Origin of the sequence: Pseudomonas sp., from assembly GCF_051660785.1 — a bacterium.
In the GTDB taxonomy this organism is placed as follows: domain Bacteria; phylum Pseudomonadota; class Gammaproteobacteria; order Pseudomonadales; family Pseudomonadaceae; genus Aquipseudomonas.
This window is the reverse complement of the sequence record NZ_JBOFQE010000006.1, coordinates 21,375-37,757: the sequence shown is the minus strand read 5'-3', so window position 1 is coordinate 37,757 and position 16,383 is coordinate 21,375. Positions and strand designations below refer to the sequence as shown.

14 protein-coding genes are annotated in these 16,383 nt (G+C 60.4%); 5 read left to right on the top strand and 9 right to left on the bottom strand.

Going from position 1 to position 16,383, the window contains the following annotated elements; translation table 11 throughout:
* The first annotated feature begins 4 nt into the window (after positions 1–4).
* From ACRC4F_RS01525 to ACRC4F_RS01505, 5 genes are all read left to right on the top strand, one after another.
* Positions 5–682 (top strand): heavy metal response regulator transcription factor, encoded by a 678-nt coding sequence (locus ACRC4F_RS01525; protein WP_077044915.1) that lies wholly within the window; start codon positions 5–7, stop codon positions 680–682.
* Positions 672–2,036 (top strand): heavy metal sensor histidine kinase, encoded by a 1,365-nt coding sequence (locus ACRC4F_RS01520; protein ID WP_438657771.1) that lies wholly within the window; start codon positions 672–674, stop codon positions 2,034–2,036. The genes ACRC4F_RS01525 and ACRC4F_RS01520 overlap by 11 nt, the downstream gene beginning before the upstream one ends.
* Before the next feature lie 320 nt (positions 2,037–2,356).
* Positions 2,357–2,578 carry a hypothetical protein gene (locus ACRC4F_RS01515; RefSeq protein ID WP_438657770.1) on the top strand — a complete coding sequence of 74 codons (222 nt, stop codon included), beginning with the start codon at positions 2,357–2,359 and terminating at the stop codon, positions 2,576–2,578.
* Between the two features lie 194 nt (positions 2,579–2,772).
* Positions 2,773–4,092 (top strand): OprD family porin, encoded by a 1,320-nt coding sequence (locus tag ACRC4F_RS01510; protein ID WP_438657769.1) that lies wholly within the window; start codon positions 2,773–2,775, stop codon positions 4,090–4,092.
* A gap of 148 nt (positions 4,093–4,240) precedes the next feature.
* Complete coding sequence (locus ACRC4F_RS01505) at positions 4,241–5,737, top strand: diguanylate cyclase (protein ID WP_438657768.1); 1,497 nt, start codon at positions 4,241–4,243, stop codon at positions 5,735–5,737.
* A gap of 180 nt (positions 5,738–5,917) precedes the next feature.
* Here the strand turns inward: ACRC4F_RS01505 and lpxC are convergent, their stop codons facing one another.
* From lpxC to murD, 9 genes are all read right to left on the bottom strand, one after another.
* On the bottom strand, positions 5,918–6,829 hold the full coding sequence (lpxC, locus tag ACRC4F_RS01500; RefSeq protein WP_131059427.1) for a UDP-3-O-acyl-N-acetylglucosamine deacetylase: 912 nt from the start codon (positions 6,827–6,829) through the stop codon (positions 5,918–5,920).
* Between the two features lie 112 nt (positions 6,830–6,941).
* Positions 6,942–8,135 carry a cell division protein FtsZ gene (gene ftsZ, locus ACRC4F_RS01495; protein WP_007943486.1) on the bottom strand — a complete coding sequence of 398 codons (1,194 nt, stop codon included), beginning with the start codon at positions 8,133–8,135 and terminating at the stop codon, positions 6,942–6,944.
* A gap of 71 nt (positions 8,136–8,206) precedes the next feature.
* A complete protein-coding gene (ftsA, locus tag ACRC4F_RS01490) occupies positions 8,207–9,466 on the bottom strand; it encodes a cell division protein FtsA (protein WP_008147519.1) in 1,260 nt (419 codons plus the stop codon).
* Between the two features lie 15 nt (positions 9,467–9,481).
* A complete protein-coding gene (locus ACRC4F_RS01485) occupies positions 9,482–10,351 on the bottom strand; it encodes a cell division protein FtsQ/DivIB (protein ID WP_438657767.1) in 870 nt (289 codons plus the stop codon).
* A gap of 4 nt (positions 10,352–10,355) precedes the next feature.
* The gene (locus ACRC4F_RS01480) at positions 10,356–11,312 is read right to left on the bottom strand and encodes a D-alanine--D-alanine ligase (RefSeq protein ID WP_438657766.1); all 957 of its coding nucleotides are present in this window, start codon (positions 11,310–11,312) and stop codon (positions 10,356–10,358) included.
* Positions 11,309–12,769: a UDP-N-acetylmuramate--L-alanine ligase gene (gene murC / locus ACRC4F_RS01475; protein ID WP_438657765.1), complete on the bottom strand. Its 1,461-nt coding sequence runs from the start codon at positions 12,767–12,769 to the stop codon at positions 11,309–11,311. The genes ACRC4F_RS01480 and murC overlap by 4 nt, the downstream gene beginning before the upstream one ends.
* Positions 12,762–13,832: an undecaprenyldiphospho-muramoylpentapeptide beta-N-acetylglucosaminyltransferase gene (gene murG, locus ACRC4F_RS01470; RefSeq protein ID WP_438657764.1), complete on the bottom strand. Its 1,071-nt coding sequence runs from the start codon at positions 13,830–13,832 to the stop codon at positions 12,762–12,764. The genes murC and murG overlap by 8 nt, the downstream gene beginning before the upstream one ends.
* A complete protein-coding gene (ftsW, locus tag ACRC4F_RS01465) occupies positions 13,822–15,039 on the bottom strand; it encodes a putative lipid II flippase FtsW (RefSeq protein ID WP_438657763.1) in 1,218 nt (405 codons plus the stop codon). Before ftsW ends, murG begins: the two co-directional genes overlap by 11 nt.
* Positions 15,036–16,382: a UDP-N-acetylmuramoyl-L-alanine--D-glutamate ligase gene (gene murD / locus ACRC4F_RS01460; RefSeq protein ID WP_438657762.1), complete on the bottom strand. Its 1,347-nt coding sequence runs from the start codon at positions 16,380–16,382 to the stop codon at positions 15,036–15,038. The genes ftsW and murD overlap by 4 nt, the downstream gene beginning before the upstream one ends.
* Between the last annotated feature and the right edge of the window lies 1 nt (position 16,383).

Genomic DNA, 16,383 nt, shown 5'->3' with positions numbered 1-16,383 from the left:
GGTCATGCGCGTTCTGATTATCGAAGACGAAGAAAAAACTGCGGATTATCTGCACCGCGGCCTGACGGAACAGGGTTACACCGTGGACCTGGCGCGCGACGGCGTCGAAGGCCTGCACATGGCGCTGGAAAGCGACTACGCAGTGATCGTCCTCGACGTCATGCTGCCGGGCCTCGATGGCTTCGGCGTCTTGCGCGCGTTGCGTGCGCGCAAGCAAACCCCGGTGATCATGCTCACCGCCCGCGAGCGTGTCGAAGACCGCATCAAAGGCCTGCGCGACGGTGCCGACGATTACCTCGGCAAACCGTTTTCCTTCCTTGAACTGGTGGCGCGCCTGCAAGCGCTGACCCGGCGCAGTGGCGGCCATGAACCGGTGCAAGTGAGCATCGCCGACCTGTGGATAGATTTGATCAGCCGTAAAGCCACCCGCGCCGGCACCCGCCTGGACCTGACCGCCAAGGAGTTCTCGCTGCTCAGCGTGCTGGCCCGTCGGCAGGGTGAAATCCTTTCGAAAACGGCGATTGCCGAAATGGTCTGGGACATCAATTTCGACAGCGACGCCAACGTCGTCGAAGTCGCGATCAAACGCCTGCGGGCCAAACTCGACGGGCCGTTCGACGAGAAACTGCTGCACACGATCCGAGGCATGGGTTATGTGCTGGAGAGCCGTGGTGTCCAGTAATTCGATTGCCCTGCGTCTCAGCGGGATGTTTACGCTGGTGGCGCTGCTGGTGTTTCTGTTGATCGGCTGGGCCTTGTACCAGCAGGTCGACAAGGGGCTGGGTTTGCTGCCCGAAGCTGAGCTGGATGCGCGTTACAGCGTGCTCGAATCCACGGTCGGGCGTTATGGCACGCCTGAGCATTGGGTGAAGATCAACAACAAGCTCAAGCTGCTGGGTGAAGAAGACAAACGCATCAGTTTCTGGATTGTCAGCGGCAATCCGCACTACGAATACGGCAACCTGACACCGCAGATCCGTGCCTTTGCCGAAGGGCCGCTGGGAATGCGCGACATGATGTTGCCGGACCAGCCTTATCCGCTGAAAGTACTGGTCAGCCAGTTCCCGGCCAAGGATCAGCGTCCGCCGCTGCGCTTCATGATCGGCATCGACACCGAGACGTTTCTGCAGACTCAACATCATTTGCTGATCGCACTGATCAGCCTGGCGATTGTCGGTGTGCTGCTGGCTTCGGCGCTGGGTTATTGGGTGGCGCGGATTGGTCTCAAACCCTTGATCAAGTTGTCGCAGGAAGCCCAGCGACTGGCGCCGCCGTTGCGCTCCGGGCGCTTGCGCTTGTCGCCGTTGCCGCCGGAACTGAATCAGTTCGTCAATTCGTTCAACTCGACTTTGGAGCGGGTCGAGCAGGCCTATTCGCGCCTTGAGTCGTTCAATGCAGATGTCGCCCACGAACTGCGCTCGCCCCTGACCAACCTGATCGGCCAGACCCAGGTCGCGCTGACCCGCGGTCGCTCGGCGGAACACTATTTCGAAGTGCTGCAATCGAACCTTGAAGAGCTGGAGCGGCTGCGTTCGATCATCAATGACATGCTGTTTCTTGCCAGCGCGGATCAGGGCAGCAAGGCGACCAAACTGACCTCCACCTCGCTGGCCGATGAAGTGGCGACGACCCTGGAATATCTGGATTTCATTCTTGAAGACGCACAGGTTCAGGTGCAGGTCAGTGGAGATGCGCAGGTGCGCATCGAGATTGCTCATCTGCGTCGGGCGTTGATCAATTTGCTAAGCAACGCGGTGCAGCACACCGGGCCTGGGCAGGTGATCGAGGTGCGGATTGAAGTTGAGGAGCATCAGGTGAGCATCGGGGTGGCGAATCCTGGGTCGCCGATTGCCAGCGAGCATTTGCCGCGATTGTTCGAGCGGTTTTATCGGGTGGATGCTTCGCGCAGCAATAGTGGCAACAACCATGGATTGGGGCTGGCGATCGTCAAGGCGATTGCGTTGATGCATGGCGGGGATGTGTTTGTGCGCAGTGATCATGGGATGAATACATTCGGCATCCATCTGCCGGTCTGACGCGGATCGACTCTGGATCCACCCCTCACCCTAACCCTCTCCCCAGAGGGTAGAGGGGACTGACCGAGTTGTTCTTAGAGCCACATCGACCTGAAATATCGAGTTGAACTCGAGTTCTGAAAAGCCCCCGATCGGCTCCCTTCCTCCCTCTCCCCTATGGGGAGAGGGTTGGGGTGAGGGGTGGTTCTTCCAACCGACGCAAAACCCAACTATTGCCTCCCACGCAATAGTCCTTTCTGAAATCAGCTCTGTTTCCCATCGCCCTCGAACCTTAACCTTGGCGCACCAAACAGCACTTGCCAAGCAAGAAGGTTTTCAAGATGTCCAACACTACGGGTATTGCCAGCGCTTTCGTTTTGTCCTCTCTGTTCCTGTCACCGTTCGCCATGGCTGAAGAGTCGCAGACGTTCGTCGCGCAAAATGCCGCGCGCGCCGCCTACGAACAGCACCAGAGCGAAATGACGGCCAAGGCTCAGGACGCTGCGCAAACCCCTCAAGCGTCCACGTCTGCGACCCAGCCACGGGTTGAGAAAGACAGCTGAACCCTCGTATACGCTCCTTTTCCCTCGACACTTTTCATCGGCTCTTCCCTTTGAAACGTTGTCTTCAAAGCCGCTGCTATCAGCGGCTTTTTTTCGTTGTGGTTTGAAGCCCGTTGAGTTCGTCTCCCCTTACAAGAAACATCCCGCGCTTCAATTAATGAAGTGCTGATTGGCCCCAAGGAGCTTTACCGCAAGTGCGTTTCCCTCTCCGCTTCACCCCGCTGTTCATTGCAATCGCTGCAACGATGACCCCCGCCGCCCACGCCGACGACGAATCCAGCCACGAAGGTTTTGCGCAAGGTTCGAGCCTCAACCTCAATGCCCGCAACTACTACATGAACCGTAACCGTCTGCAGCAGGCGGACGACAACATCGAATGGGGCCAGGGTTTCCTGGGCATCTTTGAATCGGGTTTCACCCAAGGCACCGTCGGCTTCGGCGTTGATGCCCATGCGATGCTCGGGCTCAAGCTCGACGGCGGTGGCGGCACGGATGGCTCAAGCATCCTGCCAATCGGCGATGGCAACGGCAAAGCGCCCGGGTCGTTCTCGACGGCGGGCGGCACCCTGAAAATGCGCGCCTTTGATACCGAGTTGAAAGCCGGCGACCTGTTCCTCGCCAACCCGGTGATTGCCGGCGGTGAAACGCGCATGCTGCCGCAGACGTTTCGTGGCGTCAGCCTGACCAACCACAGCTTCGACGGTTTCCTGATCGAAGGCGGCCAGGCGAGCTTCACCAAGCCGTATAACCAGAGCGGTCACACCCACATCGGCACCTCCTACGGCAGCCTGGCAGACGGTGACGACAGTCAGCACCTGAACTGGGCCGGCGTGGCCTGGAGCGGCTTGCCGGGTCTGACCAGCAGTCTTTACGCGTCCGAACTCAAGGACATCTGGAACCAGTACTACTACGACCTGGACTACACCTACGCGCTGAACGATCTGGTCAGCCTCAACCCGGGCCTGCATTTCTATCACACCCAAGACACCGGCGATGCGCTGCTGGGCAACATCGACAACAACACCTACAGCCTGCATTTCACCGTCGGCGTGGGCAATCACAGCGTGACCGCGGCGTATCAGCGGGTCAACGGCAACACGCCGTTCGACTACATCAGCCAGGGTGATAGCGTCTTCCTCGACAACTCGCAGCAGTACTCGGACTTCAACGGCCCGAACGAGCGCTCGTGGAAACTCAAGTACGCCTATGATTTTGCCGGCCTCGGTCTGCCCGGCCTGACCTCGGCGGTGTCGTACTCCCGGGGCGAACTGGACCTGACCAAAGTCGATCCGGACAGCCGCGGTTACGCCTCGTGGTACAGCGCCGAAGGCAAAAACGCCAGGCACTGGGAACGCGACATCGATCTCAACTACGTGGTCCAGGGCGGCAAAGCCAAGGATCTGGCGGTGCGCCTGCAATGGGCCACCAACCGTGGCGGCAATGGCTACGGCGCGCTGGATCAAGACACCGATGAATACCGGGTGATCGTCGACTACCCGCTCAATGTCTTCTAAGCTTGAATAAACCCAAGGCCAGCACGTTTTGCTGGCCTTTTGATTATCAGGGACTTATACAGGCGCCCTGAACGCAAACGGCTCTCGGAATTCTGCCCGATGCTCGCAGCAATACTTTCATAACGCCTTATCAGCAGAAGCCAGCGCCATGAGTGTGAGCCGTACACAACCTCAGGATCCGATCCGTTCGACCCGGTCGGAGCGGCTTCTGGTTCTCGGCAGCTTGCTGCTGGTGATCGCAATCCTGAGCATCGTCGCGTTCCTGCTGGTGCGCGAACGCGCCAACGCAGAACTGTCTGCCACGCGCTCAGCGTCCAACATCGTGCAATTGATCGACGCCGACGTGCTGCGCAATGTCGAACTCTATGACCTGTCCTTGCTCGGCCTGATCGCGGCCTCGCAACGAGAAGACCTCAAGCATGTTTCCCCCGCCATCCGCCACCTGGCCTTGTTTGACCGCGCCACCGCCGCGCCGTACAAGGGCGATATTTTGTTGCTGGATAACAAGGGCGATGTGATCGCCGACTCCGCCTCGGTGGAGCCCAGAAAGGGCAACTATGCCGACCGTGAGTATTTTCAATCCCATGTGAACAATCGCGACCCGGGCATGTTCATCAGTCGCCCGTTCCGCTCCAGGCAGGCCGAACATGAATGGCGCATCAGCTTCAGTCGCCGGGTCAGCGGCTCACAGGGCGAATTCCTCGGCGTGGCCGAAGCGGCGATGCGCTTGAGTTACTTCGATCAATTGTTCAACAGCTTGAGTATCGGTCGTGACAGTTCGGTCAACCTGATCAGCTCGGACGGCATTCTTCTGGCCCAGGAACCGCGTCTGGCCGAAGAGTTGATTGGCAAGGACTTCAGCAACCGGCCCAACTTCCAGCGCATCGTCAAGGAAGGTAACGGCAGCTTCACCAGCGTTTCAAGCCGCTACAAGGATGAACGCCTGTACACATTTTCCAAGGTGGGCAATTTGCCGTTGATCGTCATCGTGGCGCTTTCCAGCGATGAAGTGTTTGCGTCGTGGAAGCGCACGGCGGTGGTGGTCGGCGTTGCGACCGTTGCGCTGTGCGTCAGCCTGCTGTGGCTGACGTGGTTACTGTGTCGGGAGTTGCGTCGGCGTCACGACGCCGAACACGAGCTGGCACAACTGGCGGCCACCGATGCGTTGACCGGGCTGGCCAATCGCCGAAGCCTGGATCAGGCCCTGCGCCATGAATGGTTCCGCGCCCAGAGGTCGGGCATGCCGTTGTCGTTGCTGATGATCGACGCCGATCACTTCAAGGCGTTCAACGACCGTCATGGCCATCAGGCTGGCGACGAAGCGCTGCGCGCGGTGGCCAATGTCATCAGCGCTCAGATCCGACGACCTGCGGACCTTGCCGCTCGTTACGGCGGCGAGGAGTTTTCGGTGATCCTCGCGGAAACCGATGGCGCGGGTGCGCGGCAGATCGCCGAACAGATCCGCAAGGCGGTTGAGCAGTTACCGATGGTTGAGGGTGCGGATGTGCCGATGACTGTCAGTATCGGGATCAGCACCTGGACGACAGCGACTGATATCAGTTTGGAGAGTTTGCTGTTTGCGGCGGACAAGGCGTTGTATCAGGCGAAGGAAGGTGGGCGGAATCGGGTTGTTGCTTCTGCCTGACGTTTTTGTGCTGTTGCGGCTGGCCCCATCGCGAGCAGGCTCGCTCCCACAGGGGTACTCGGTCTCCTGTGGGAGCGAGCCTGCTCGCGATGGGGCCAGGTCCAACACCACACCTCTTTCCCGCAGGCATAAAAAAAGGCCACCCGAAGGCAGCCTTTAAAAACTAGAGAGGTTTTTTGCTTACACGGCCGCAACGGGACGCATGTAAGAGATCGGTGCAGTGCTGGCGTCTTCGAAAGTCACGACTTCCCAAGCATCTGTCTGCTCAATCAACTTGCGCAGCAGCTGGTTGTTCAATGCATGTCCGGACTTGAAGCCCTTGAACTCACCAATCAGGCTATTGCCCAGCAGGTAGAGGTCACCAATTGCATCGAGGATCTTGTGCTTCACGAATTCGTCTTCATAGCGAAGGCCGTCTTCGTTCAGTACACCATCCGCGTCGACCACAATTGCGTTTTCAACGCTGCCGCCGAGTGCGAGGTTGTGCTTGCGCAAGTACTCGATGTCACTCATGAAACCAAAGGTACGGGCGCGGCTGACTTCTTTTACGAACGAAGTGCTGGAAAAATCCACGCTTGCACTTTGTGTGCGGTTACGGAAAACCGGGTGATCGAAATCGATCTCGAAACTCACCTTGAAGCCTTCGAAAGGGACGAAAGTGGCGCGCTTGTCGCCGTCTTCCACTGTCACTTCCCGCAGGATCCGGATGAATTTCTTCGGTGCGTCCTGTTCTTCCAGGCCGGCCGATTGAATCAGGAATACGAAAGGTCCAGCGCTACCATCCATGATCGGGACTTCGGACGCGGAGAGCTCGACGTAGGCGTTATCGATGCCCAGGCCAGCCATGGCCGAGAGCAAGTGCTCTACCGTGTCCACTTTGACGTCACCGTTAACCAGCGTGGTGGACATAGTGGTTTCGCCGACGTTTTCCGCGCGGGCAGGAATCTGCACCACAGGGTCGAGGTCAGCGCGACAAAACACAATGCCAGTGTCGACAGGCGCAGGCTTGAGGGTCAGGTAGACCTTCTCCCCGGAGTGCAGGCCTACACCTGTGGCACGGATAATATTTTTCAGTGTGCGTTGTTTAATCATGGCTTGGGCCGCTTCAGCGCAAATTGCGAACTGGTATCAACAAAGGCTGGCGATGATAGCAGACCACGCCTTTGCTGAACACCAATCACCTTCATAGCCCTGATACATTCCATCAATCAGCCTGACGACGCAGGAAAGCCGGGATGTCCAGGTAGTCCAGGTCATCTTGCGGATTCATCTTCGCGGCAGTCGCAGCACCGGCCTGAGCCTGGTTGCGCATGACGGTCGGACGGTCCAGGTCACGGTAGTTTACCGCCGGTTGTTCCTGACGAGCGGGTGCCGATTGTTGCGGCTGGGAGGCCATGGAGGTGTGAACGGTGTTGTCGATGACCTTCACAGGCTTCTCGATTTTCGCGCCCAGACCTGTAGCAACCACAGTCACGTGCAGCTCGTCGCGCATGTCCGGATCGATAACGGTACCGACCTTGACCATCGCGTGCTCGGAAGCGAAGGCTTCAATGATGCTACCCACGTCGGAGTACTCACCCAGGGACAGGTCAGGACCGGCGGTGATGTTCACCAGGATGCCGCGTGCACCTTGCAGGTTCACGTCTTCGAGCAACGGGTTGCGAATGGCCGCTTCGGTGGCCTCACGTGCACGGTTCGGACCGCTGGCGCAGCCAGTGCCCATCATCGCCATGCCCATTTCGCTCATCACGGTGCGTACGTCGGCAAAGTCGACGTTGATCATGCCCGGACGCTTGATGATGTCGGAGATACCGCGAACGGCACCGGCCAATACATCGTCGGCCTTGGCGAATGCGGACAGCAGGCTTGCGTCCTTGCCAAGGATGGTCAGCAGCTTCTCGTTGGGAATGGTGATCAACGAGTCGACGCTTTCAGACAGCAGACGGATACCTTCGTCGGCGATCTGCATGCGCTTGCGGCCTTCGAACGGGAACGGACGAGTCACCACCGCAACGGTGAGAATCCCCATTTCCTTGGCCACTTCAGCAATGATCGGCGCAGCACCGGTACCGGTACCACCGCCCATGCCAGTGGTGATGAACACCATATTGGTGCCCTGCAGGACTTCGGCAATGCGCTCACGGTCTTCGAGAGCGGCCTGACGACCTACTTCAGGGTTGGCGCCGGCGCCCAGACCTTTGGTCACGCCGGTACCGAGTTGCAGGATGGTCCGCGCGCCGATGGATTTCAGCGCCTGGGCATCAGTGTTGGCGCAGATGAATTCAACGCCTTCAATGTTGCTCTTGACCATGTGGTTGACAGCGTTGCCGCCGCCTCCGCCAACACCGATAACTTTAATTACCGGGCTTGCGGGGATGTTGTCTACGAGTTCGAACATTTTCCCTCTCCTTTACGTTCTCTAGTTTTTTCGCCTACTGCCTGTATCTACAACGGTGCTGCGGTAAATCTTCAGAAGTTGCCTTGTACCCAGCTCTTGATGCGATCGAGCAAGGCGGCTTTCGGTTCTTCATTGCTGTAGCTGTCGCGGCTGCTGATGCCCGAGAACGAAATCCCGTCGGACTGCTTCTGCAGGCCGTACATCAACAGGCCAACGCCGGTGGAATAAATCGGGTTGCGCACCACGTCATCCAGGCCCTTGACGCCATGGGGCACGCCCAGGCGGACCGGCATGTGGAAAATCTCTTCGGCCAGTTCGACCGCGCCTTCCATCTTCGACGTACCGCCGGTCAGCACGATGCCGGCCGGGATCAGGTCTTCGTAGCCGCTGCGACGCAGCTCGGCCTGGATCAGCGTGAACAGTTCGTCGTAGCGCGGCTCGACCACTTCGGCCAGGGCCTGGCGGGACAGCTCGCGCGGTGGACGGTCGCCGACGCTTGGCACCTTGATGGTTTCACCGGCACCGGCCAGCTTGGCCAGGGCGCAGGCGTAGCGAATCTTGATTTCTTCGGCGTACTGGGTCGGGGTGCGCAGCGCCATGGCGATGTCGTTGGTCACCTGGTCGCCCGCAATCGGGATCACCGCGGTGTGACGGATCGCGCCTTCGGTGAAGATCGCGATGTCGGTGGTGCCGCCGCCGATGTCCACCAGGCACACGCCCAGTTCTTTCTCGTCGTCGGTCAGGACCGAGTACGCCGACGCCAGTTGCTCAAGAATGATGTCGTCGATTTCCAGGCCGCAGCGACGCACGCATTTTTCAATGTTCTGTGCAGCGTTGACGGCGCAGGTCACCACGTGAACCTTGGCTTCCAGACGCACGCCCGACATGCCCAGCGGCTCACGAACGCCTTCCTGGTTATCGATCACGTAATCCTGCGGCAAGGTGTGCAGCACGCGCTGGTCAGCCGGAATCGCCACGGCCTGGGCGGCGTCGAGGACGCGCTCAAGGTCGGCGGAGCTGACTTCGCGATCACGAATCGCCACGATGCCATGGGAGTTCAGGCTGCGGATGTGATTGCCGGCCACGCCGACGAACGCCGAGTGGATCCGGCAACCGGCCATCAGCTGCGCTTCTTCGATCGCGCGCTGGATCGATTGCACGGTGGACTCGATGTTCACCACCACGCCTTTCTTCAGGCCACGGGACGGATGAGTGCCGATCCCGACGATTTCCAGCGTGCCGTCGTCCGAGACCTCGCCGACCAGCGCCACCACCTTGGAGGTGCCGATATCGAGACCGACGATCATTTTGCCGCTTTGCACGTTTGCCATGGGTCCTGCCTCTTCTTAATTCTTCGCGACAGCGGGTTGGGCTGTCGTGGGCGCTACAGGTTCCCGCCAGCCAACAGCGAGGCCGTTGGCGTAGCGCAGATCGATGCGCGCAATGTTCGTAATCTGTTCTTTAAGCGTCTTGTCGTAGATGGCAATGAAGCGGCGCATCTTTTCCACCAGCTTGCCGCGTCCCAGCAGCAGTTCGATTCCCGGGCCTGCGCTGCCTGCGCCAGTAGTCAGGAACCAGCTGCCCCGTTCACGCAACTCCAGGCGTGCAATCGAGAAGCCCAACGGCCTGAGCATCTGGCTCAACACCTGGTATTGCTGCATCACTTGCTGTTGAGCCCGTTGTGGGCCGAACAGCTGTGGCAAGTGTTCGTAGTTCGCCAGCTCACGCGGGGTGAACGCCTGACCCTGGTTGTTCAACAGCGATTCATCGCCCCAACGGGCCACCGGCAGTTGCTCTTCGAGGCGGATCACCACTTGATCCGGCCACACCCTGCGCACTTCGGCGTGGGCAATCCATGGCATCGTTTCAAGCTCGGTGCGCATGCTCTCCAGGTCGATGGTGAAGAAGCTCGACGCCACGTACGGGGCGATCCGCTGCTGCACCGCTTGCTGGCTGATGTAACTCAAGTCGCCCTGCACGTTGATCTTGGTGATCGGCCGGTCGGCGTACGGCAGCAAACGCTGTGCGCCTTCGTAGGTACCGAACCCCAGCGCAACCAACAGCACCGGCCAGAACAGGCTTTTCAGAAAGCCGAAGTTGGCTTTCGGCAGGCGCGCAGACATCGGCTCTTTGGCCACCATTCGGCTGGCACCCCGTGGCACCGGCTTGCGGCCGGGTGCTGGAGGGGGCTGATGTCTGAGCTGTGCGCCTTGCATGGTCTTAACCTCTTGGCTCAAGGCTTGCGGCCAGAATCGCCAGAACCAGTTGCTGGAAATCCAGACCGGCAGCACGGGCCGCCATCGGCACCAGGCTGTGATCGGTCATGCCCGGTGCGGTGTTGACTTCGAGGAACCAGAACTGCCCGTCGGCGTCCTGCATCACGTCTGCCCTGCCCCAACCGGCGATACCCAGCGCCTCACAGGCTTTCGCCGTGAGGTCCATCAGTTCTTTTTCTTTGTTGCTGTCCAGGCCACACGGAATCCGGTACTGAGTATCGGAAGCCACGTACTTGGCGTCGTAGTCGTAGAAACTGTGCGTGGTGCCCAGGGCAATCGGTGGCAACACCTGGTCACGTAGGGTGGCGATGGTGAACTCCGGACCTTGAATCCATTGCTCGACCAACACTTGCGAATCGTAGGTACTGGCCGCTTTCCAGGCGTCGATCAACTCCGACGCGGAACTCACTTTGGCCATACCGATACTTGAACCTTCATGGGCCGGTTTGACGATCAAAGGGAAGCCCAGTTCCGTCGCTGCCGAAATACAATCAGCCTCAGAGCTCAGTACCGCGTGACGCGGCGTCGGAATGCCGAGGCTGTGCCAGACCTGCTTGGTCCGCAGCTTGTCCATGGCCAGTGCCGAAGCCAGAATGCCGCTGCCGGTGTACGGAATGCCCAAGCATTCCAGCAAGCCCTGCATGCTGCCGTCTTCACCGCCACGACCGTGGAGAATGATGAAGGCGCGGTCGATTTTTTCGTTCAGCAAACGCTGCAGAAGGTCATCGCCCACATCGAGGCCGAACGCATCCACACCGGCACTCAGCAGCGCGTCGAGTACCGCGTTACCGGATTTCAGGGACACTTCACGCTCGGCACTCTTGCCGCCGAACAGCACGGCGACGCGGCCGAAGTCTTTCGGCGCGATCGTGGAGACGAGGTTGGCGTAGGCAGCAGTCATTTCAACTTCCCCGCAGTCGGTGCGGCAACAGCACCCGCGAATAGCGGACTGGCCAACAGTTTCGGGGCGAGACCGCCAATATCACCGGCGCCCTGGCACAGCAGGATGTCGCCGGCACGCAGCAGCGGTTTGACCAGCGGTGCGAGATCGACACCACGCTCGATGTAGATCGGGTCGAGCTGACCGCGCTGGCGAATGCTGTTGCACAGCTTGCGGCTGTCAGCGCCCGGGATCGGTTCTTCACCGGCCGGATAGACTTCCATCAGCAGCAGGACGTTGGCATCAGCCAGCACATTGACGAAATCGTCGTACAGGTCGCGGGTGCGGCTGTAACGGTGCGGCTGGTAAACCATCACCAGACGACGCTCCGGCCAGCCACCGCGTACGGCTTTGATCACGGCCGCGACTTCGGTCGGGTGGTGACCGTAGTCGTCGACCAGCATCACGTTGCCGCCGTCGACCGGCAGTTCGCCGTACACCTGGAAGCGACGGCCGACACCCTGGAACCCGGACAGGCCCTGGACGATGGCCTCATCGCTGACGCCTTCGTCGGTGGCGATGCAGATGGTTGCCAGCGCGTTCAATACGTTGTGGTTGCCCGGCATGTTCACCGAGACATCCAGTGGCTCGCGATCCGGACGCAGCACGGTGAAGAAGGTCTGCATGCCTTGCTGGCGTACATTGATGGCACGCACGTCGCAGTCATCGCCGAAGCCATAAGTGACCGTCGGGCGTTTGACCAGCGGCAGGATTTCACGCACCACCGGATCGTCCAGGCACACCACCGCCAAACCGTAAAACGGCAGGTTGTGCAGGAACTCGACGAAGGTTTTCTTCAGTTTGTTGAAGTCACCGTCGTACGTCGCCATGTGGTCGGCGTCGATGTTGGTGACCACAGCCACCAGCGGCTGCAAGTGCAGGAAACTGGCATCGCTTTCGTCGGCCTCGGCAATCAGATAGCGGCTGGTGCCGAGCTGGGCATTGGTGCCCGCAGCATTCAGTCGGCCACCGATGACGAACGTCGGGTCCAGGCCACCGGCCGCGAACACCGATGCGATCAGGCTGGTGGTGGTGGTTTTGCCGTGCGTACCGGCAACGGCGATGCCGTGGCGATAGCGCATCAGCTCAGCCAGCATTTCTGCGCGAGGCACCACCGGGATGCGGCGTTCCAGCGCAGTGGCGACTTCCGGGTTGGAAGTGTTCACGGCGCTCGACACTACCAGCACGTCAGCGGTAGCAGCGTTTTCGGCACGGTGGCCGATGAAAATGTGCGCACCGAAAGATTCCAGGCGCTCGGTCACCGGCGATGCTTTCAGGTCGGAACCGGACACGTCATAGCCCAGGTTCAGCAACACTTCGGCGATGCCGCACATGCCCACGCCGCCGATGCCGACGAAGTGGATGCGACGGATGCGGCGCATTTCCGGATGCGGCATGGCTTTCTGTTTCTCAACCATGGGCCACCTCCAGACAGGTATCGACCACGTTACGGGTTGCATCGGGTTTGGCCAGGCGGCGTGCCGCAGTGGCCATGTCGTTGAGTCGTTGTGGTTGCATCAGGACCTCTGTCAGGCGCGCGGCAAGATCCGCTGCGCCAGTCGTTCTTTGCGGCATCAGGAAGGCAGCGCCTTCACGGGCCAAATAATCGGCGTTGCGGGTCTGGTGATCGTCGATCGCGTGGGGCAAAGGCACCAGCATCGAGGGCAGACCGGCGGCAGCCAGTTCACTGATGGTCAATGCGCCTGCGCGGCACACCACCAGGTCGGCCCAGCCATAGGCTTGGGCCATGTCTTTGATGAAAGGCTGCACTTGCGCCTCGACGCCAGCTGCGCGATAGCGCTCTGCAGTCACTTCATCGTGGTTTTTGCCGGCCTGATGGAACACTTCCGGGCGCAGGTCGGGGGCGACTTGCGACAGGGCTTCAGGCAGCAACTTGTTCAACGGCTCTGCGCCCAGGCTTCCGCCCAGGATCAGCAAACGCGCCTTGCGACCCGCCAGGGCAGGACGCTGTGTTTCGAGGAACAGCTCGGTGCGCACCGGATTACCGGTGGTCCGACGGCTGTCCGACAGGGTAAAGGTGTCGGGGAACGCTTCACAGACTCGGGCGGCCAACGGCACCAGCAACCGATTGGCGGTACCGGCCACGGCGTTCTGCTCGTGAACGATCACCGGCACGCCCGACAGTTTCGCCGCCACGCCGCCAGGACCAGTCACATAACCACCGAACCCGACCACACACACCGGCCGCAGCTGACGAATGATCGCCCGCGCCTGCCAGACGGATTTGAGCACCATGAAGGGCGCCTTGAGCAGGGACAACTTGCCCTTGCCGCGCAAACCGGTGGCATTGATCCGATGCAGCTCGATACCCGCCATCGGCACCAGATCGTTCTCGATGCCTCGCGGCGTTCCGAGCCAGTGCACGGTGTAACCGCGGGCCTGGAATTCACGAGCACACGCCAGCGCCGGGAACACGTGGCCACCGGTGCCGCCCGCCATGATCAAGACGTTAGCGCCCATGGTTCGGCTCCTCGGCGAAGTCGCTCTCATGGAACTCCATCTCTTCACTGCCCAGGTGGGTTCGACTCTCCCACTCGATGCGCAATAACAAGCCGAGACAGGCACCGCAGATCACCAGCGAACTGCCGCCATAACTGAGGAACGGCAAGGTCAGACCCTTGGTCGGCAGCAGCCCGACGTTCACACCGATGTTGATCAGGAACTGGCCGATCCACAGGAACGACAAGCCGTACGCGATGTAGGCGGCGAAGAATTGCTTGGCCTTCTCGGCCCAATAGCCGATGTACATGCCACGCACACACACGAAGACGAACAGAGCGACCGTGAACAAGGAACCCACGGCGCCCAGCTCTTCGGCCAGGACCGAGAACACGAAGTCGGTGTGGGCTTCGGGCAGGTAGAACTGTTTCTGCACGCTGTTGCCCAGGCCAACGCCCAGCCATTCGCCGCGACCAAACGCGATCAATGCCTGAGACAACTGATAGCCGGCACCGAACTGGTCGGCCCACGGATCGGCAAAGTTGGTCAGACGCGCCATTCGATACGGCTGCACTTGAATCAACAGCACCACTGCCCCGACCGCGAGGACCACCATCAAGGAAAAACGGAACAGCCCGACCCCACCGAGAAACAGCATCGCTGCCGCAGCGCCCATCATGACAACGGTGGCGCCGAAGTCCGGCTCCATCAGCAACAGGCCAGCCATGGGCAGCAGCACGATGAACGGCTTGAAGAAGCCCATCCAGCTCTCGCGCACTTCTTTCTGGCGACGCACCAGATAACCGGCGAGGTAAATCACCACGAACACCTTGGCGATCTCGGACGGCTGGACGTTGAAGAAACTGAAGCCGATCCAGCGCATCGAACCGTTCACTTCACGGCCGATCCCCGGGATGATCACCATCACCAGCAAACCGAACGCACCAATCAGCATCAGCCAGCCCAGGCGTTGCCAGGTGGCAATCGGAATCATCATGGTGACGACGCAGGCACCCAGGCCCAGCACGATGTAAATCAGATGGCGAATCATGTAGTACAGGGCACTGCCCGACTGCACGGCTGCCACTTCGGTCGAAGCCGATGCAATCATCACCAGCCCGAGACCGATCAAGGCCAGGCAACCGGCGAGCATCGGGAAGTCGAGGTCGATGCCGCGCCCGGTGATAATCGGCGACGGATAAGGCTTGATGATATTGAGCAGGCTCATGCCAGTTCCTCCACGGCGCGGACGAACTGGTGACCACGGTCTTCGTAATTCTTGAACATGTCGAAACTGGCGCAGGCCGGTGACAGCAGCACGACGTCACCCGGTTGCGCAGCGGCGCGGCATTGCTCGACCGCTTCGATCAGCGAAGCCGCGCGGATCAGCGGCACGGCATCGCCGATGGCCTCACCGATCTTGTCGGAGTCGCGGCCCATCAGGACCACGGCGCGGCAGTTGGCCGCCACCGGATCACGCAGGTCATTGAACTCGGCCCCCTTGCCATCGCCACCGGCGATCAGCACGACTTTGCCGTCGATGTCTGCGCCCAGCCCTTCGATGGCGGCCAGTGCGGCGCCAACGTTGGTGGCTTTGGAATCGTTGTAGTAGCTCACGCCATCCAGGTCACGGACCCATTGGCAGCGATGTTCCAGCCCGGCGAAGGTGCGCAGGCTCGAGAGCATGGCGTCGAACGGCAGGCCGACAGCGTGGCCCAGCGCCAATGCCGCGAGGGCGTTGGACTGGTTATGGGCGCCACGAATCTTCAACTCGCGCACCGGCATCAGGTTCTGGAATTCGAAGGCCAGGTACTTCTCGCCGTCTTCTTCGCGGATACCGAAAGCCTTAAATTCGGGTTTGCTCAAACCGAAGGTCCAGCATGGCTGGCCTTCGCCCATCAGCGGACGGCTCAAGGCGTCCTGACGGTTGACCACGAACTGCTTCGCACCACGGAAGATCCGGTGCTTGGCCAGGTGATAGGCCGGCAGACCGCTATAACGGTCCATGTGGTCTTCACTGACGTTGAGCACAGTCGCCACTTCGGCGTTGAGTTGATCGGTGGTTTCGAGCTGGAAGCTCGACAGCTCCATCACGTACAGCTCGACGTCGTCGCTGAGCAGATCCAGCGCCGGCGTACCGAGGTTGCCACCGACAGCGACACGCTTGCCGGCCGCCGCAGCCATCTCGCCGACCAGGGTGGTGACGGTGCTTTTCGCGTTGGAACCGCTGATGGCGACAATCGGCGCCTTCGCGTTACGCGCGAACAGCTCGATGTCGCCGGACAATTTCACGCCACGGGCGGCGGCAGCCTGCAGGGCCGGGGTCGCCAGCGCCAGGCCGGGGCTCACGTAAAGCTCGTCGGCACGGCACAGGAATTCGACGTCCAGCTCGCCACAACGCACTTCCACGTGCGGATAGTCACGCTTGAGCGTGGCCAGTTCCGGTGGATTTTCCCGCGTATCGGCCACAGCAAACGACGTGCCCCGGTTCGCCAGGAAGCGAACCAGGGACATGCCGCTCTTGCCGAGGCCGACAACGATGCGGAAGTGGTCAGAAGCGATCAGAGACACT